Origin of the sequence: Stenotrophomonas sp. ZAC14D1_NAIMI4_1, assembly GCF_003086775.1 — a bacterium.
In the GTDB taxonomy this organism is placed as follows: Bacteria; Pseudomonadota; Gammaproteobacteria; order Xanthomonadales; family Xanthomonadaceae; genus Stenotrophomonas.
In genome coordinates this window covers 3,559,750-3,576,696 of the sequence record NZ_CP026001.1, presented here as the reverse complement: position 1 = coordinate 3,576,696, position 16,947 = coordinate 3,559,750, and the positions used below count along the sequence as shown (strand labels likewise).

The 16,947-nt window shown below is 66.8% G+C and carries 14 protein-coding genes; 9 read left to right on the top strand and 5 right to left on the bottom strand.

Features of this window, described 5'->3' with window-relative positions; all coding sequences use genetic code 11:
• The first annotated feature begins 53 nt into the window (after positions 1-53).
• A complete protein-coding gene (locus tag C1927_RS16415; protein WP_108747242.1) occupies positions 54-1,340 on the top strand; it encodes an aminotransferase class V-fold PLP-dependent enzyme in 1,287 nt (428 codons plus the stop codon).
• Between the two features lie 212 nt (positions 1,341-1,552).
• Here C1927_RS16415 and C1927_RS21545 read toward each other — a convergent pair whose 3' ends face one another.
• Both C1927_RS21545 and ybaL read right to left on the bottom strand, forming a co-directional pair.
• On the bottom strand, positions 1,553-1,822 hold the full coding sequence (locus C1927_RS21545; RefSeq protein WP_174208694.1) for a hypothetical protein: 270 nt from the start codon (positions 1,820-1,822) through the stop codon (positions 1,553-1,555).
• Positions 1,823-2,024: 202 nt separating this feature from the next.
• Positions 2,025-3,722 carry a YbaL family putative K(+) efflux transporter gene (ybaL, locus tag C1927_RS16405; RefSeq protein ID WP_108747241.1) on the bottom strand — a complete coding sequence of 566 codons (1,698 nt, stop codon included), beginning with the start codon at positions 3,720-3,722 and terminating at the stop codon, positions 2,025-2,027.
• Positions 3,723-4,227: 505 nt separating this feature from the next.
• Between ybaL and C1927_RS16400 the strand changes: the two genes are divergently transcribed.
• Together C1927_RS16400 and C1927_RS16395 are read left to right on the top strand one after the other, a co-directional pair.
• Positions 4,228-4,743 carry a hypothetical protein gene (locus C1927_RS16400; RefSeq protein ID WP_108747240.1) on the top strand — a complete coding sequence of 172 codons (516 nt, stop codon included), beginning with the start codon at positions 4,228-4,230 and terminating at the stop codon, positions 4,741-4,743.
• A gap of 44 nt (positions 4,744-4,787) precedes the next feature.
• Positions 4,788-5,816, top strand: a complete 1,029-nt coding sequence (locus tag C1927_RS16395) for a hypothetical protein (protein WP_254051493.1) — start codon at positions 4,788-4,790, stop codon at positions 5,814-5,816.
• 96 nt (positions 5,817-5,912) lie between these two features.
• Here C1927_RS16395 and C1927_RS16390 read toward each other — a convergent pair whose 3' ends face one another.
• The gene (locus C1927_RS16390; protein WP_108747238.1) at positions 5,913-8,300 is read right to left on the bottom strand and encodes a TonB-dependent receptor; all 2,388 of its coding nucleotides are present in this window, start codon (positions 8,298-8,300) and stop codon (positions 5,913-5,915) included.
• A 336-nt stretch (positions 8,301-8,636) separates the two neighbouring features.
• Between C1927_RS16390 and abc-f the strand changes: the two genes are divergently transcribed.
• A complete protein-coding gene (gene abc-f, locus C1927_RS16385; protein WP_079222910.1) occupies positions 8,637-10,502 on the top strand; it encodes a ribosomal protection-like ABC-F family protein in 1,866 nt (621 codons plus the stop codon).
• A gap of 106 nt (positions 10,503-10,608) precedes the next feature.
• Here abc-f and ampR read toward each other — a convergent pair whose 3' ends face one another.
• Positions 10,609-11,475, bottom strand: coding sequence for a LysR family transcriptional regulator AmpR (gene ampR, locus C1927_RS16380; RefSeq protein WP_079222909.1), 867 nt, complete (start codon positions 11,473-11,475; stop codon positions 10,609-10,611).
• Positions 11,476-11,651: 176 nt separating this feature from the next.
• Between ampR and blaL2 the strand changes: the two genes are divergently transcribed.
• Together blaL2 and C1927_RS16370 are read left to right on the top strand one after the other, a co-directional pair.
• The gene (gene blaL2, locus C1927_RS16375; RefSeq protein WP_108747237.1) at positions 11,652-12,557 is read left to right on the top strand and encodes a L2 family extended-spectrum class A beta-lactamase; all 906 of its coding nucleotides are present in this window, start codon (positions 11,652-11,654) and stop codon (positions 12,555-12,557) included.
• Between the two features lie 60 nt (positions 12,558-12,617).
• Positions 12,618-13,259, top strand: coding sequence for a hypothetical protein (locus C1927_RS16370; RefSeq protein ID WP_108747236.1), 642 nt, complete (start codon positions 12,618-12,620; stop codon positions 13,257-13,259).
• 100 nt (positions 13,260-13,359) lie between these two features.
• Here C1927_RS16370 and C1927_RS16365 read toward each other — a convergent pair whose 3' ends face one another.
• Complete coding sequence (locus C1927_RS16365) at positions 13,360-14,100, bottom strand: DUF3011 domain-containing protein (protein WP_108747235.1); 741 nt, start codon at positions 14,098-14,100, stop codon at positions 13,360-13,362.
• A gap of 158 nt (positions 14,101-14,258) precedes the next feature.
• Here C1927_RS16365 and aspS point away from each other — a divergent pair, with 158 nt between their 5' ends.
• The 3 genes from aspS to C1927_RS16350 are packed head-to-tail and all read left to right on the top strand — an operon-like array spanning position 14,259 to position 16,925.
• A complete protein-coding gene (gene aspS / locus C1927_RS16360; RefSeq protein WP_108747234.1) occupies positions 14,259-16,010 on the top strand; it encodes an aspartate--tRNA ligase in 1,752 nt (583 codons plus the stop codon).
• 16 nt (positions 16,011-16,026) lie between these two features.
• On the top strand, positions 16,027-16,371 hold the full coding sequence (locus C1927_RS16355; RefSeq protein ID WP_108747233.1) for a DNA primase: 345 nt from the start codon (positions 16,027-16,029) through the stop codon (positions 16,369-16,371).
• Between the two features lie 32 nt (positions 16,372-16,403).
• Positions 16,404-16,925: a GNAT family N-acetyltransferase gene (locus tag C1927_RS16350; protein WP_079222903.1), complete on the top strand. Its 522-nt coding sequence runs from the start codon at positions 16,404-16,406 to the stop codon at positions 16,923-16,925.
• Positions 16,926-16,947: the final 22 nt, after the last annotated feature.

Below are 16,947 nucleotides of genomic sequence, written 5' to 3'. Positions count from 1 at the left end.
CCGTGCGCAACGGCTGCCCTATGGTGGCCGTTTCCCGGATGGAGTCTGGTGCGATGAGTGACCCGCAGTGGCAACTGGAAACCCTGGCCGTGCATGGCGGCTATCGTCCCGACCCGACCACGCGCGCGGTGGCGGTGCCGATCTACCAGACCGTGGCGTACGCCTTCGATGACACCCAGCATGGCGCGGACCTGTTCGACCTGAAGGTGCAGGGCAACATCTACACCCGCATCATGAACCCCACCACCGACGTGCTGGAACAGCGCCTGGCGGCGCTGGAAGGCGGCATCGGTGCACTGGCGCTGGCCTCGGGGCAGGCGGCCATCACCTATGCCATCCAGACCATCGCCGAGGCCGGCGACAACATCGTGGCGGCCAGCGCGCTGTATGGCGGCAGCCTCAACCTGCTGGCGCACACCCTGCCGCAGTACGGCATCCAGGCCCGATTCGCCGACCCGGCGGACCCGGCCGCCTTCGCTGCGCTCATCGACGAACGCACCAAAGCCGTATTCGTCGAATCCATCGGCAACCCGCGCGGGAATGTGACCGACATTGCCGCGATCGCCGAGGTCGCCCACGCCGCTGGCGTTCCGCTGATCGTCGACAACACCGTGGCCACGCCGTTCCTGCTGCGCCCGTTCGAGCACGGCGCCGACATCGTGGTGCACTCGCTGACCAAGTATCTCGGTGGCCACGGCACCAGTCTGGGCGGGGCGATCATCGACTCGGGCCGCTTCGACTGGGCCGCGCAGCGCACACGCTTTGCCCGCCTGAATGAACCCGACCCCAGCTATCACGGCGTGGTCTATACCGAAGCGCTCGGGCCGGCGGCGTACATCGGCCGCGCGCGGGTGGTACCGCTGCGCAACACCGGCGCCGCGCTGTCGCCGTTCAACGCCTTCCTGATCCTGCAGGGCATTGAAACCCTGGCCCTGCGCATGGAGCGCATCAACGCCAACGCGCTGGCGGTGGCGCAGTACCTGCAGGCGCACGCGAAGGTGGCCTGGGTGCGCTATGCCGGCCTGGCCGACGACCCCGAACATGCCGCCGCGCAGCGCTACCTGGGCGGGCACGGCTCCGGCGTGCTGACCTTCGGCCTGCCCGGTGGGCGTGAGGCGGGCGCGCGCTTCCTGGATGCACTGAAGTTGTTCACCCGGCTGGTGAACCTGGGCGACGCGAAATCCCTGGCCACGCACCCGGCCTCGACCACGCACCGCCAGCTCGACGCCGCCGAACTGGCCCGTGCCGGTGTCAGCGAGGACACCGTGCGCCTGTCGATCGGCATCGAACATATCGAAGACCTGCGCGCAGATCTGGAACAGGCCCTGGCCGCCGCCTGATAGCTAACGGCTTGGTCGTCATCGCCAGCGGCGATCACCACGCCGCGCAGGATGGGGTACGGTGGAACTGCCTCTCCAAGGCGTGGCAGAACTGGCAATCCCCAGCAGTACAGATCCCCGACGGGTGCGGGCCCGCCGGGGATTTTTTTTTTGTAGGTCCACGCCATGCGTGGATGGATGGCCATCGAAGAGCATCCACGCATGGCGTGGATCTACCGTGTCGACCAAGGTCGACACCTACCAGAGCAGGACCAGATCGAGCCCGTTGCGCACAGTAACGGGATCCGACCCAGTGCCGACCAACGGTCGGCACCCACCAACAGCAGCATTCCCAGCAGCAGTTCCAACAGCAGCAGTTCCAGCAGCAGCAGTTCCAGCAGCAGCAGTTCCAGCAGCAGTTCCAGCAGCATTCCCAACAGCAGTTCCAACAGCAGCAGTTCCAACAGCAGCAGTTCCAACAGCAGTTCCAACAGCAGTTCCAACAGCAGCGGGAACCTGTCGAAGGCGGGGTGGGTCCGGTGGCAGGGGTGTGAGCGGCATGGATGCCGCGACCAAGCCCCCATGGACGGGTTTACGGCGTCCCCTGCCACCGGACCCCCCCCGCCATCCCACGGAATGCAGGCTTTTGACGTTGACGTTGATTCAGCAGGTGCAGGGCTGCAAGCCCTGCCGCCCGCACACCCCTCACACCACCGGAATGCTGTGCTGCCCCAGGTTCCGGTACGGCGGCGTCGACATGATCATCTCCGCCAGCGAATACGCCAGCTCGCGCTCGGCCATCACCGTGCCATCGGCACCGTGTTCCAGCAGATGCTTCACTTCCGCATCGCTGTGCGCCCGCGCCAGCAGGGTCAGGTCCGGGTTGATCGCCCGCAGCTTGGCCAGCGCCTCACCGGCTTCCAGCGGCTGCGGAATGGCCAGCACCGCGATCTTCGCGCGCTCCGGGTGGGCCTCGGCCAGCACCCGGTCGGCCGCCGCGCTGCCGCGGATCGCCGCCAGGCCCCTGGCGTGCGCCTGCTCGACGTGTTCCTTGTTGTCATCGATCACCAGCACCGGCACGCCACGGTCGCGCAGCACCTGGGCCAGCTCGCTGCCAACGCGGCCATAACCGATCACGATGGCGTGGTCATGCAGGTCGCGCGACGGGCCGGTGGCCTCTTCGGGCTCGGCCGCCTGCGGCGACTGCTCCTGCTTGGCCTGCCAGCGGTCCAGCAGGCCGAACACCAGCGGGTTCAGCATGATCGATACCAGCGCACCGGCCAGCACCAGCGACTGGCCTTCCTTGGGCAGGATCTGCAGCGCCACGCCGAGGCCGGCGATGATGAAGGCGAATTCGCCGATCTGCGCCAGGCTGGCCGAGATGGTCAGCGCGGTGCTGGTGGGGTGGCCGAAGGCGCGCACGATGAAGAACGCCGCCGCCGACTTGCCGAACATGATGATGGCCACCGTCGCCAGCACCTGCCACGGGTGCTGCACGATGATGTTGGGGTCGAACAGCATGCCCACCGACACGAAGAACAGCACCGCGAACGCATCGCGCAGCGGCAGCGAGTCATGCGCCGCCTTGTGGCTCAGTTCGGATTCGTTGAGCAGCATGCCGGCGAAGAACGCGCCCAGCGCGAAGGACACGCCGAACAGCATGGCCGAGCCGAACGCCACGCCCAGCGCGATGGCCAGCACCGACAGGGTGAACAGCTCGCGCGAACCGGTGCCGGCGATGCGCTCCAGGATCCACGGAATGACCCGGCGGCCAACCACCAGCATCACCGCCACGAACAGGCCCAGCTGCACGAAGGTCCAGCCGATGTCGGCCAGCACGCTGCCGAGGGTGTGGGTTTCCTTGGCGGCGTCGGGGCCGAACACGCCGGCCAGCACCGGCATCATCACCAGTGCCAGGACGCAGGCCAGGTCCTCGACGATCAGCCAGCCCACCGCGATCTTGCCGCGCAGGGTTTCCAGCAGGCGGCGTTCTTCCATCGCCCGCAGCAGCACCACGGTACTGGCGGTAGCCAGCGAGAAACCGAAGATGACCCCGTGCAGGGCCGGCCAGCCCATCAGCCAGGCCACGCCCCAGCCCAGCAGGGTGGCCACGGCGATCTGGCCGATGGCACCGGGGATGGCGATGGCCTTCACCGCCATCAGGTCCTTCAGCGAGAAGTGCAGGCCGACGCCGAACATCAGCAGCATCACGCCCAGTTCGGCCAGCTGGTTGGCCAGCGCCTGGTCGGCGACGAAGCCGGGGGTGAACGGGCCGACGCAGATGCCAGCCACCAGGTACCCGACCAGAGGAGACAAGCGCAGCTTGTTGGCCAGCGCGCCGAAGATGAAGGCGAGCCCCAGGCCAACGGCCACGATGTTGATCAGGTCGGTGTCATGGTGCATCGGCACTCGCAGGAAATCGGGGGGATGCCCCGATTTTCACCGATGCAGCCACATACGGCAAACCTTAAATGCGAATGGGGCCAGATTCTCTTTCCCGCAGGAAAAGGGCTCTGAGCCGATCCGCTGTCCCGCGCCATTGCTGAGGGAGAGGGGGCGGATCCGCCGCTGGCGCCTGCGCGGAATGTCGGAATCGGACCTGGCTTGGCTGCTGAGTCCTGCTCTACTGGCGGCCGGGACCGCGCCACCGCTGCTTCGGAAGGGCCGAGGAAGGACGACGGATTCGAGACGTGAGTGTGTGCTCACAAGTCCCTGCGCGCCAATGGATTCACGCCAATCGGGGATAGCTGAAGCCGGCCGGCTTCCCCGGATACGCGCTCGATGGGCTGGCACCCCGCAGCCTGATCGACGTTCCCTGTGCCTTCCGCAGAAGTCACCATGGATGGATTGCCCCGCTCTGCGGACCAGGCAGGCCTGCCCTTCTCACGCCGCATCGGCCAACAATCAGATGAATCTTCCAAACATTGATGTAGTGATCCAGGCGGTCGGTCAGGACACCAGCTCGGCTTTCCTATCCCGATTGCTCCTTGAGCTGGAAATCGGCGAGGTCGACTTCCGTCGCTATCCGTTCAACTTGGCTGGAAGGCGAATATGGACTGACAGCGAGGGGGCGCTGCAGTTGGAGTTCAAGGACGTCGGACTCCTTAAGGACATTCCGTATCATGACCTGGACGATGGGCCTTGGGTACTCACCAATGTCGTGTTCTGGGCATCTGAGAAAAACAAACGTGCTTACTCTGGCCCGTTGCCCCATGGGCTTAATTTCTCAATGTCTCCTCACCATGTGAGGGAGCGATTTGCAGCCCTGAATGCGGGAACTCCTGTCGAGGCGGGTATCTCGGGTAATGTGGAAATATGGAGCATTGGTGGCATGGAGTTCAAAGTTAACTTCCTCGGTCCCGGAGATTCGATTCGCTGCGTATCCGTTGGCATTCCGGTGGATCGCACTGATCGCCGAGCGTAAGCGCGGCAGTTGTGCGTCTCGCCTGAATGGACAATGGTCTTTCCATGAATCACCCAGCAAGCGTGGTGCACATCCAGGCAATTACCGGGCTGTTTGGCAGAAGCGCCACTGACCCAGCCGTCACGGCAATGCTTCAATCGCTTGGCGTCAGACGCAGGCCGGAGCTGGCCCGTCCTGCAAAGAGCCCTTACGAAGCGATTCTGCGTGTGAGCGGGCAGGGCATGCTGTTCTCCTTTAGTGAGCGCAACTACTGGAATGGGCGATCTGTTACCTCGCATGGCAGGAGCGGTCAGCTGATTTTCACCAACGTTGCTGTCACGGCAGGCATTCCGGATGTCATGCGCCGGTATGAAGGCGAGCTGCCGTTTGGCTTGCAGTGGGAGGACGACAGGACCGCAGCACGCAAAAGGTTCGTCGTGGCGGGATTCGGGGACAGGTTACACGCAGGCAAGCGTGACGCCTGGTGGCTGCCCGAGTACCGCATCCGTCTGACGTATCAGCCTGAATGCATCAAGCAGGCAGGAGCGTGTGGGATCTTTGATATCAGCTTGGGAATTCCCATGCGCCCATTGGCTCGCGCACCGGCAACGCCCGAGTACCCTTCAGCGGAGCAGGTGCTCGCTGTGCTCGGCAGATCGACCAATGACCCCGATTTCCAGGTCGTGTTCCGGGGCCTTGGTCTTGCGAGTCTGATGGCGGAGGCGAGCAGCGAGGTCGTCGATAGAGCCGACGAGCATGGCTTCATCCTTTACTTTGACAGTAGGCAGGGCGTGCCCGGAGGCCAGCCGGTTTGCACGGGCATCAGTTTCGTTCGCGATCAACTGGGAAACTCAAGAGCCTGGGCCGGGCCGCTGCCATTCGGTCTTCAATTCGATGATTCGCCGTCCATTCTCGAAGAGCGTATGGGCCAACGAGCCAGTCGTTGGCGTGATGAAGGAACGTTTGGCAGCGCGAGCTGGTCGCTGCCTGGTCTTCAAGTGAGCGTGAATTTCGACAGTCTGGACAACTGTCTCGAGTCTGTCCGTGTGATCGCAGAAGGTCATCGCACGTCCAATTGCCAGCCGCGCGGCTGATCTTGCTCGCAGCACATAACAAAACACCCGCCGGATCATTCCGGCGGGTGTGAGAGATGCGGCGAGGGGTTGCCGGCCAGCGGCCGGCACTACCGCTTACCAGTTGTACTTGATGCGGCCGTAGACGTACGCGCCGTTGAAGCCGAACGGCGAGTAGTTGCTGTACGGCAGCATGCCGAACGTCGAGTTCTGCAGGTCTTCGGTGCGGTCCGGGTACTCGTCCAGCAGGTTGTCGGCGCCCAGGGTGAGGGTCCAGTTGCTGCTCGGCTTGTAGCTCACCGATGCGTCCAGCACCCACTTGTCGCCGTAGGTCTGGTCGCGCAGGGCGGTGGCCGAGTTGCGCACGGTGAACTCACCGTAGCGGGTGGCGGCCAGGCCCAGCTCCCAGTGGTCCGAACGCCAGGTGCCGCTCAACACGGTCTTGTCGCGCGGGTAGCTGTCCTCGATGCGGCCGATCTCATCGCGGCCGATCAGCGACTGGGTCAGGCCCAGGGTGCTGAACACGGCCGGGGTGCCGCCCACGCGCTGCACCTTGGTGTCGTTGTAGCTGTACGCCGCGGTCAGTTCCAGGCTGCTGGCCGCGAACGGCACGGTGTAGCTGGAGACGAAATCAACACCGCGGGTGCGGGTGTCCAGGCCATTGGTGAAGTACGAGAACGCGGTCACCTGCGGCAGCCCCAGGCTGGTCAGCAGTGCGCTGGTTGCGGCGTTGGTGGTGATGCTGGACGACAGCGCGATGCGGTCATCGATGTCGATCTGGTAGGCATCGACCGTGATGTACAGGCGGTCCACCGGCTGCAGCACCAGGCCCAGGCTGTAGGAGGTGGAGGTTTCAGCCTTCAGCGGCGAAGCGCCCAGCGCCTGTGCGGCCGCGCTGGTGGTGGGGAAGGTGCCGCGTTCGACGAACACGCCGTTGGTGAACTGGCTGGTCACCGCCTGGTAGCCCTGCTGGGCCAGCGACGGGGCGCGGAAACCGCTGGAAGCGGTGGCACGCAGCGCGACCTTGTCGGTGAATGCATAGCGCGCCGACAGCTTGCCGGAGAAGCGGTCACCGAAGTCCGAGTAATCCTCGTAGCGGCCGGTGATGCCGGCGGAGAACTTCTCGGTCAGGTCGGCTTCCAGGCCGGCATAGACCGCGTAGTTGTGGCGGTCGGCATGCACTTCATTGGTGGGGGTGAAGCCGGCGAAGCCCTGCGCACCGGTGCCGGTGTAGGAATTCAGTTCGCCCGGGTTCTGGTCCCACTTTTCCTTGCGGTACTCACCACCGAAGGACAGGGTGACCGGGTAGGCCAGGCCCCAGTCCAGCGACTTGGTCACGTCTGCATTGAAGATGTCCTGCTGGTACTTCAGCGTGCCGTCGTAGAACGAGCGCGGGCTGGTGGCGCCCAGGCTGTAGTTGATGCTGTTGCGGGTGTTGAAGTCCAGGGTGTTCTCGCCGTGGTTCAGGCTGAGGTCCCAGGTCCAGCCGCTCTCGGTGTTGCCCTTGACGCCGGCCACCAGCGAGCGGTCCTTGGAATACTGGTTGATCTCCGGCACGTAGCCGTCCGGGTAGATCTGCGACAGCAGCGCGGTCTGGCTGCTGTGGTTGGGCGAGCGGTAGAACGCGAACGAGGTGATGTCGCGGTTGCTGAGCAGCGCGCTGGCGTAGCCGGTCACGTGGTCGCTGAAGTCGAAGCTGCCGTTGAGCGAGGCCGCGGTGGCATCCACGCGCGGGTCGCCGACGATGAAGGTGGTTTCACCGATGGCCGGGAAATTGCCGGTGTTCGGCGTGGTGCCACGGTACGGGCCGGCGCGGTTGCTCTCATCCTGCTGGCTGATCTGCCCGGCCACGTGCACGCGGCCACGGCCGTTGGCGAACTCCACGCCGGTGTCGCCGGAGAGCTGGTACTTGTTGCCGTCGCCAGCCGAGTACTGGCCATAGTCCACGGCCAGGCTGCCGCCGCTGCCGCTGCCCTTGAGCACGATGTTGATGACGCCGGCGATGGCGTCCGAGCCGTACTGCGCCGAGGCGCCGTCGCGCAGCACTTCCACGCGTTCGATGGCGGCGATCGGGATCGCGTTGATGTCCACCGCCGAGGCCCCGCGGCCGATGCTGCCGTTGACGTTGATCATCGCCGAGGTGTGCTGGCGCTTGCCGTTCACCAGCACCAGCACCTGGTCCGGCGAGAGGCCGCGCAGCTGCGCCGGGCGCACGCCGCTGGTGCCGTCGGTCAGGGCCGGGCGCGGGAAGTTCAGCGAGGGCAGGGCGCGCGACAGCGCGGTGGCCAGTTCGCCGGTACCGGTGGACTGCAGGATTTCCGGGGTGATGATGTCGATCGGCGACTGCGACTCGGCGACCGTACGGTCGGCCACGCGGGTACCGGTGACGATCACCGTATCGAGGGTGTTGGCGGCGCTGCCGGCCTGCTGGGCAGCAGCGGCGAACGAAGAGCCACCGAGTGCGACAGCGACGGCGGCGGCGATCAGGCTGGTCTTGCGGGTCATCGGGGTGGGGCTCCGGTTGGCGGGAACTGGCACCGGAATCGACATCACGGGGGTGAGGCGGACGACGGTTGTTGCGGTGCGCAATACAGCAATTAACGGGAATTTAAACAGCTGTCAAATGCGCGTCATGTGAAAAAACGTTGCAAAAGCAAGCATTTAGCGCTGACGGGCATTGGCGGGGGAGGGGCCCGGGAGGCGCGCGGACTCGACGAGGGAGAGAAGTGGAGCGACCGCGTCGCTTCCCGGGGCGCGTCAAGTATTCGTTAACGCTAGAATTGCGTCGCAGGAACAGTGCTTACCAGCACATTCCATTCGGTTATATGGACGCCTTCCCCCATGATTTCGCTTCGTAATTTCGCCTTGCGCCGCGGCGAGCGGCTGCTGTTGTCCAATGTCGACCTGACCCTGCATGCCGGTTACCGGGTGGGTGTGGTCGGCCGCAATGGTGCTGGCAAGTCCAGCCTGTTCGCGGCGGTGAAGGGCGAGCTGGAGGCGGACAAGGGCGACGTCGACCTGCCCGGCAAGGTACGCATCGCCAGCGTCGCCCAGGAAACCCCGTCGCTGCCCGACCCCGCGCTGAGCTTCGTGCTGGGCGGCGATATCGAAGTGGCCGCGGTGCTGGCCGCCGAAGCCGACGCCACCGCCCGCGAGGACTGGGAAGCCGTGGCCGAGGCGCATACGCGCATGGCCGAGCTGAACGCCTATGACGCCGAAGCGCGCGCCGGCAAGCTGCTGCACGGCCTGGGCTTCCCGGCCGAGACCCACCACCGCGCGGTGTCCTCGTTCTCCGGCGGCTGGCGCGTGCGCCTGAACCTGGCCCGCGCGCTGATGATGCCCAGCGACCTGCTGCTGCTGGACGAACCGACCAACCACCTCGATCTGGACGCGGTGTACTGGCTGGAACAGTGGCTGCTGAAGTACCCGGGCACCCTGCTGCTGATCTCGCATGACCGCGAGTTCCTCGACAACGTGGCCACCCACACCCTGCACCTGCACGGTGGCGGCGCCAAGCTCTACCCGGGTGGTTACACCGATTTCGAGCGCCAGCGCGCCGAACAGCTGCGCCAGCAGCAGATCGCGCACGAGAAGGAACAGGCCGAGCGCGCCCACCTGCAGAGCTTCATCGACCGCTTCAAGGCGCAGGCCAGCAAGGCCGCGCAGGCGCAGAGCCGCATGAAGCGCCTGGCCAAGCTGGCCGGTACCGAAGCGGTGCGTGCCGAGCGCGAATTCCGCATCGAATTCGCACCGCCGGCCAAGCTGCCGTTCTCGCTGATCCGCCTGAACCATGTCGAGGCGGGGTACGGCAAGGACGCGGTGATCCTGCACAACGTCGGCTTCGGCCTGGAAGCGGGCCAGCGCATCGGCCTGCTCGGCCCCAACGGCGCCGGCAAGACCACCCTGGTGAAGACCCTGGTGGGCGAGCTGATGCCGATCGACGGCGAGCGCTCGGCGCACCCGGACCTGAAGATCGGCTACTTCGCCCAGCACACGGTGGAATCGCTGCACGAAGGGCAGTCGCCGATGGAGCATTTCCGCGAGATCGCCCCGGATGCGCCGAACCAGTCGTTCCGCGATTTCCTGGGCAAGTGGAATTTCCCCGGTGACCGCGCGTTCGAGCCGGTCGATGGCTTCTCCGGTGGCGAGCGCGCCCGCCTGGCGCTGGCGCTGATTGCCTGGCAGCAGCCGAACGTGCTGCTGCTGGACGAACCGACCAACCACCTTGACCTGGAAATGCGCGAAGCGCTGGCCGAAGCGCTGGCCGATTTCGATGGCGCGATCGTGATGGTCTCGCATGACCGCCACCTCATCGGCCTGGTCTGCGACACCTTCTGGCGCGTGGCCGATGGCGTGGTCGAGCCGTTCGACGGCGACCTCGACGCCTACGCCGCCTGGCTGCGTACCCGCCCGCAGGCGCAGGGCACCAAGGCGCGTATGGAACAGGTGGAAGAGCCGGTGGTGGTCAAGACCGCCCCGGTGGCGCAGGTGGTGCAGAAGAAGCCGGCCAACCCGCACAAGCTGGCCTCGGCCGAAGCCAAGGTGTCCGAGCTGGAAAACAGCCTGGCCGAGCTGGACCGCCAGCTGGCCGACCCGGCCAACTACGCCGATGCCACCCGCATGGCCGTGCTTGGCCGCGACCGCGAAACCACCGCTGCCCAGCTGGAAAAGGCCGAAGCTGCGTGGATGGAGCTGCTGGAAGGGTAATGGGTAGTGTCGGCCGCTGGCCGGCATTCCGATGCGCCCGGAAGATCAACGGGTTGCCGGCCAGCGGCCGGCACTACCCGGTAGCGCCGGGCCATGCCCGGCGGGGTTACCCGCCCTGCGCCTGCAGCCACTCGCGGAAGCGCCGGGCCGGTTCGCGCTCGGCACGCGAGCGCAGCCGCGTCAGCCAGTAACGGCCTAGTTCCAACGTGGTCGCAAACGGCTGCAGCAGGCGGCCTTCGGCCAGCTCCTGCTCGAACATGCGCAGCGGCAGCAGGGCCACGCCGGCGCCACCGGCCGCGGCCATCGCCACGGTCAACGACGAATCAAACACCGGCCCGCGCGCTTCCACGCCGCTCACCCCGGCTGTCTGCAGCCAGCGCGGCCATTCATCGCTGCGGTAGGACCGCAGCAGCGGCACCGTGCCCAGATCGCGCGGCTGCTTCAGGCGCCGCGCCAGCGCCGGCGCGCACAGTGGCGCGAACGGCGCCTCGAGGATCGCCGTGCAGGCCTGGCCCTGCCAGTCGCCATCGCCGAAGCGGATCGCCAGGTCGAGGCCTTCGCCGGCCAGGTCGATGCGGTTGTTGTGGGTCTGCAGGCGCAGCTCGATATCCGGGTGCGCGGCTTCGAACGCGGCCAACCTCGGCAGCAGCCAGCCGGTGGCAAAGGTGCCCACCACGCCCAGCGTCAGCACTTCCCGCGCTGGGCCGCCGGTGTAGCGGGCGATGCTGGCCGAGATGCGCTCGAAGGATTCATTGAGCACCGGGAACAGCGCGGCGCCCTCGTCGGTCAATGCCACCCCGCGCGGTAGGCGGTGGAACAGGCGGATGCCCAGCCGGTCCTCCAGGCCGCGGATCTGGTGGCTGAGCGCGGCCTGGCTGACGCACAGCTCCAGCGCCGCACGGGTGAAGTTCTGGTGCCGGGCGGCGGCCTCGAAGGCGCGCAGGGCATTCAGCGGCAGGGTCGGGTGCAGCATGGCCAGGTGTGAGGTGGAGTGATGGCTGATCCTAGCGCGACAGGTCGCAGCCTCGCCATGGCATGGGTTCATTTGCGACAGGCATGAATTCATTTCATGCCTTCCCCTGAAAATTCCCGCTGGTGGCGACGCGTCACAGCTCCCGATAATCGGTGCTCGTCCACCGGAGCCCGCCCATGCACGCCCGCCGCCGATTCCTGCAGTTCAGTGGTGCCGCCCTCGCATCCTCCCTGCTTGCGCCCGCACTGGCGCGCGCTGCCGCCGCCGTGCCGGCCGCGCCGGCCGCCATTGCCAATGCCGCCGATTTCGCCGCGCTGGAGAAGGTCAGCGGCGGCCGCCTGGGCGTAACCGTGCTGGACACCGGCAGCGGTCGTCGCATCGCCGGGCATCGCCAGGACGAGCGCTTCCCGATGTGCAGCACGTTCAAGTCGATGCTGGTGGCCCACGTGCTGAGCCTGGCCGATGCGGGCCGCGTCTCGCTGGACACCCGTGTGCCGATCGCCGAAAAGGATCTGCTGTCCTACGCCCCGGTGGCCCGCCGCCACGTCGGCAAGGACCTGAGCGTGCGCGACCTGTGCCGGGGCACGCTGACCACCAGTGACAACACCGCCGCCAACCTGCTGCTGGGCGTCAATGGTGGCCCGCCCGCGCTGACGGCGTTCCTGCGCGCGCAGGGCGACGCGGTCACCCGCAACGACCGCTACGAGCCGGAGATGAACCGGTTCGCGAAGGGCGACCCGCGCGACACCACCAGCCCGGCGGCGATGGCCGCCAGCCTGGCCCGTTTCGCCGTGGGCAATGGCCTGTCGACGGCATCCCGGCTGCAGTTCGCCGATTGGCTGATCGACAACCAGACCGGCGATGCCTGCCTGCGCGCCGGGCTCGGCAAGCGCTGGCGGGTGGGCGACAAGACCGGCAGCAATGGCGAGGACACCCGCAACGACATCGCCGTGCTGTGGCCGCGTGCCGGTGGCGCGCCGTGGGTGGTGACCGCCTACCTGCAGGGCGCATCGGTGGATGATGACCAGCGTGCGGCCGTGCTGGCGCGGGTCGGTGCGCTGGCCGATGCGATGATCCCCTGAGCCGTGCGGGGCAGGGCGCTGCGGTTTGCGCCTGCCCGGCATGGCCGTTAGGGTTGGGGCATGAATGTACGTGCCCCCCTGCTTTCCGTCGCCGCGCTGTGCAGCCTGGCCGCCTGTTCGCAGCAGACGCCAGCGATCAACCACGATCTGTCCACGGCCCCGGCCGATGCGTTCATGGCGGCCATCGCCGCCCACTGCGGCCAGGCCTTTGCGGGCAGGGTTGTCGAGGACACCCCGGCCCCGACCGGCGAGGATCCCTTCGCCGGCCAGCGCCTGGTGATGCACGTGCGCGGCTGCGCCGATCCAGGGCATGAGCTGCGTATCCCGTTCCATGTCGGCGATGACCATTCGCGGACCTGGATCATCACCCGTACCGAAAACGGCCTGAAGCTCAAGCACGACCACCGCCATGCCGACGGCAGCCCGGATGCGATCACCCTGTATGGCGGCGACAGCAAGCCGCCAGGCACCGCCGAGCGCCAGCAGTTTCCGGCCGATGGCGATTCAGTGGCGATGTTCCGCCGTGCCAACATGCTGGCCTCTACGTTCAATACCTGGGCGATGGAGATCGAGCCGGACCAGCGGTTCGTCTATGAGCTGACCCGGCCGGAAGGACGCCGCTTCCGCGCCGAATTCGATCTCAGCAAGCCGGTGGCGCTGCCGCCGGCGCCGTGGGGCGACGAGGCCCCGCCGGCACCCTGACCCTTCCCTCAGCCACCCGGGTAGCGCCGGGCCATGCCCGGCGGCTTTCCTGCGGTTGACCGCGCCGCTGCGCTCGCCGGGCATGGCCCGGCGCTACCCCTCACCGCGTGCCGAAGCGCGCCCGGCAGCCGTTGCTCACCCACACCTGCCCGCGCGAATAGCCCCAGCTGCGTCCTTCCTGGCAGGCACTGCCCGACAACTGCTGCTGCAGCACCGGGCGGCCCTGTCGTTCATCCCAGTCGCAGTTCTGGGTGCGATTGTTGTTGCTGCTGCAGGTGACGGAATAGTTGCTGTTGCCGCCGCCCCAGCCACCGCCGTGGCCGCCGCCCCAGCCGCCACGCGACTCGGCGAATTCGCCGCGGCAGCCGCGGTTGACCCAGATCGAGCCGTTGCGCATGCCCCAGGTCTGGCCTTCCACGCAGGCCGAGCCGGAAATCTGCCGGACCAGCGACGCGCCGCGCCAGTTGGTCGGGCAGGTGCGCTCGCGGTTGTCCTGGCTCTCGCAGCGGATGGTGCCGCCGCTGCCACCGCCCCAGTTGCCGCCATTGCCGCCGCCCCAGCCACCGCGGCCCTCCACGAACTCGGCGCGGCAGCCATTGGTGACCCAGATGCTGCCGTTGCGGCTGCCCCAGGTGCGACCCTCCACGCAGGACGAGCCGGACAGCTGGCGCACCATCTGCGCATTGCGCCAGCCGGTGTTGCAGACCCGCTCCCGGTTGTTCTGGCTTTCGCAGCGGACGACGCCGTTCTGCGCAGCGGCGGGGGCGACGGGCAGGGCGAGGCCGGCAAGGCCGCCCACAGACAAGGTCAGGGCCAGGCTGGCCAGGGACAGCGGTTTCATGGCGAATCCCCATACGGTGTGTGGTGCGCGACTATAAGGACGGGCCGGATAAAGCCCGTGTGACTGTCCGCATTTGCCCCGGCCGGGGCCTCGGCCGCAGAATACGGGGCTTTCCGGCCCCCGTCGGGTGCCGGCGTTCTCCAGCGGAGCTTTCCCCCATGCGTACCCACTTCTGCGGCCTGGTCGATGAGACCCTGATTGGCCAGACTGTCACCCTCGCCGGCTGGACCGACGTGGCCCGTAACCAGGGCGGCGTCTGCTTCATCGATCTTCGAGATCATGAAGGCATCGTGCAGGTGACGGTGGAGGTGGACAACGCCGAAGTGTTCGCCGTGGCCGCTTCGCTGGGCTATGAGGACGTGCTGCAGGTCGAAGGCGTGGTGCGCGCCCGCCACGCGGTGAACGACAAGATGGCCACCGGCAAGGTGGAAGTGATCGCCACGGCCATCACCGTGCTGAACAAGGCTGCCCCGCTGCCGTTCCACGCCCACGAGAACCCGGGCGAAGACACCCGCCTGAAGTACCGCTACCTGGACCTGCGCCGCCCGGAAATGCAGCGCATGCAGCGCACCCGCATCAAGCTGGTGCAGGCCCTGCGCCGTCACCTGGACGAGCGCGGTTTCCAGGACATCGAAACCCCGATCCTGACCAAGGCCACCCCGGAAGGCGCCCGCGACTTCCTGGTGCCGGCGCGCATGCACCCGGGCGAGTTCTACGCCCTGCCGCAGAGCCCGCAGCTGTTCAAGCAGATCCTGATGGTGGCCGGCTTCGACCGCTACTACCAGATCGCGCGCTGCTTCCGCGACGAGGCCCTGCGTGCCGACCGCCAGCTGGAATTCACCCAGCTGGACATGGAGTTCGCCTTCGTCCGCGAGCGCGACGTGCAGGATTTCGTCGAGTCGATGATCCGCGCCATCTTCAAGGAAGTGGTGGACGTCGAACTGGCCGCCAGCTTCCCGCGCATGACCTGGGCCGAAGCGATGCGTCGCTACGGTTCGGACAAGCCGGACCTGCGCATCGCGCTGGAACTGGTGGACGTGGCCGAGCTGGTCAAGGACAGCGAATTCGCCGTGTTCACCGGCCCGGCCAATGACGCCGAAGGCCGCGTGGCCGCGCTGCGCATCCCGGGCGGCGCCAGCCTGTCGCGCAAGCAGATCGACGAATACGCCGCGCACGCCGCCAAGTACGGCGCCAAGGGCCTGGCCTACATCAAGATCGCCGACAACGGCGAAGTCAGCTCGCCGATCCAGAAGTTCTTCAGCGAGGCATCCTTCGCCGCCCTGGTCGCCCACGTCGGCGCCGGCAACGGCGACATCGTGTTCTTCGGTGCCGGTGGCTACAACAAGGTGTCCGACTTCATGGGCGCCCTGCGCCTGAAGGCCGGCAAGGACTTCGGCCTGGTTGCCGACGGCTGGGCCCCGCTGTGGGTCACCGACTTCCCGATGTTCGAATGGGACGACGAAGACCAGCGCTACGTCGCCCTGCATCACCCCTTCACCGCGCCGGCCGTGGATGACATCGCCGACCTGCGCGCCAACGCCCGTACCGCCGTTTCGCGCGGCTACGACATGGTGCTCAACGGCAATGAAATCGGCGGCGGCTCGATCCGTATCCACCGCCCGGACATGCAGAGCGCGGTGTTCGAGCTGCTGGGCATCGGTGCCGAAGAGGCCCGTGCCAAGTTCGGCTTCCTGCTCGACGCGCTGAACTACGGCGCACCGCCGCACGGCGGCATCGCCTTCGGCATCGACCGCATCGCCGCACTGATGGCCGGCACCGAGTCGATCCGCGACGTCATCCCGTTCCCGAAGACCACCGGTGCGCAGGATCTGATGACCGATGCGCCGTCGCCGATCGTCGACACGCAGCTGGCCGAAGTGCACATCCAGGTTCGCCCCAAGACCAACTGATCAGGAGATCCAGGCAATGACCGAGTTTGCGTTTTCGCTGGAGTGGGAAAAGCTGGGCAATGAAGGCTCCGAGGCCAACCTGGTCACCGAGCGTGCACGTGTATTCGGTGGTTGGCTGGTCCGCGTCGGTACCAACCCGGCGGCGATGGCCCTGACCTTCGTCGCTGACGGCGAAGGCCGTTGGGACGGTGAAGACTTCGGCGTCGAGGATTACGAGGACGACGAAGAGGAAGAGGAAGAGTTCGACGAGGACGAGGAAGAAGGCGAGGACGAGGAAGAAGGCGAGGACGAGGACGAAGAGGAATACGAGGAAGAGGACGAGGAAGAAGAAGACGAAACCGAGTCGCCGGAACGGGCTTGACCCCGACCGTCGCCCTGGCGTCAACTCGACCCATGTATTCCATCCGCCGCGCCACCGTGGACGACGCGCCGACCCTGTCGGCGCTGGCTGCCCGCACGTTCACCGAGACCTTCGGCCATCTGTACCCGCCGCAGCACCTGCAGGATTTCCTCGAGGAGTCCTACACGGTGGAGCGGCAGCGCACCATCCTGGCCCACCCCGATTACGCGGTGTGGCTGCTGGAGCTGGACGGGGAGGCGGTCGGCCATGCCGCCGCCGGCCCCTGCGGGCTGCCGCACCCGGACGTGAAGCCGGGTGATGGCGAGCTCAAGCGCCTGTACCTCATCAAGACCCAGCAGAGCTGTGGCTGGGGCAGCCGCCTGCTGGAAACCGCACTGGCCTGGCTGGAACAGGACGGCCCGCGCACCCTGTGGCTGGGGGTGTGGTCGGAAAACTTCGGTGCCCAGCGTTTCTATGCCCGTTACGGCTTCGAGAAGGCCGGCGAGTACCTGTTCCCGGTAGGCGAAACCAACGACCTGGAATTCATCCTGCGCCGGGTGCCGCGTCCGGCATGAGGCCGTTCACCGGCGCTTGCCG

Bases quoted from the DNA above. Each gene is read 5' to 3' on its own strand.
- C1927_RS16415 (WP_108747242.1), top strand. From the start codon at position 54: ATGAGTGACCCGCAGTGGCAACTGGAAACCCTGGCCGTGCATGGCGGC.
- ybaL (WP_108747241.1), bottom strand. From the start codon at position 3,722: ATGCACCATGACACCGACCTGATCAACATCGTGGCCGTTGGCCTGGGG.
- C1927_RS16400 (WP_108747240.1), top strand. From the start codon at position 4,228: ATGAATCTTCCAAACATTGATGTAGTGATCCAGGCGGTCGGTCAGGAC.
- C1927_RS16395 (WP_254051493.1), top strand. From the start codon at position 4,788: ATGAATCACCCAGCAAGCGTGGTGCACATCCAGGCAATTACCGGGCTG.
- C1927_RS16390 (WP_108747238.1), bottom strand. From the start codon at position 8,300: ATGACCCGCAAGACCAGCCTGATCGCCGCCGCCGTCGCTGTCGCACTC.
- abc-f (WP_079222910.1), top strand. From the start codon at position 8,637: ATGATTTCGCTTCGTAATTTCGCCTTGCGCCGCGGCGAGCGGCTGCTG.
- ampR (WP_079222909.1), bottom strand. From the start codon at position 11,475: ATGCTGCACCCGACCCTGCCGCTGAATGCCCTGCGCGCCTTCGAGGCC.
- blaL2 (WP_108747237.1), top strand. From the start codon at position 11,652: ATGCACGCCCGCCGCCGATTCCTGCAGTTCAGTGGTGCCGCCCTCGCA.
- C1927_RS16370 (WP_108747236.1), top strand. From the start codon at position 12,618: ATGAATGTACGTGCCCCCCTGCTTTCCGTCGCCGCGCTGTGCAGCCTG.
- C1927_RS16365 (WP_108747235.1), bottom strand. From the start codon at position 14,100: ATGAAACCGCTGTCCCTGGCCAGCCTGGCCCTGACCTTGTCTGTGGGC.
- aspS (WP_108747234.1), top strand. From the start codon at position 14,259: ATGCGTACCCACTTCTGCGGCCTGGTCGATGAGACCCTGATTGGCCAG.
- C1927_RS16355 (WP_108747233.1), top strand. From the start codon at position 16,027: ATGACCGAGTTTGCGTTTTCGCTGGAGTGGGAAAAGCTGGGCAATGAA.
- C1927_RS16350 (WP_079222903.1), top strand. From the start codon at position 16,404: ATGTATTCCATCCGCCGCGCCACCGTGGACGACGCGCCGACCCTGTCG.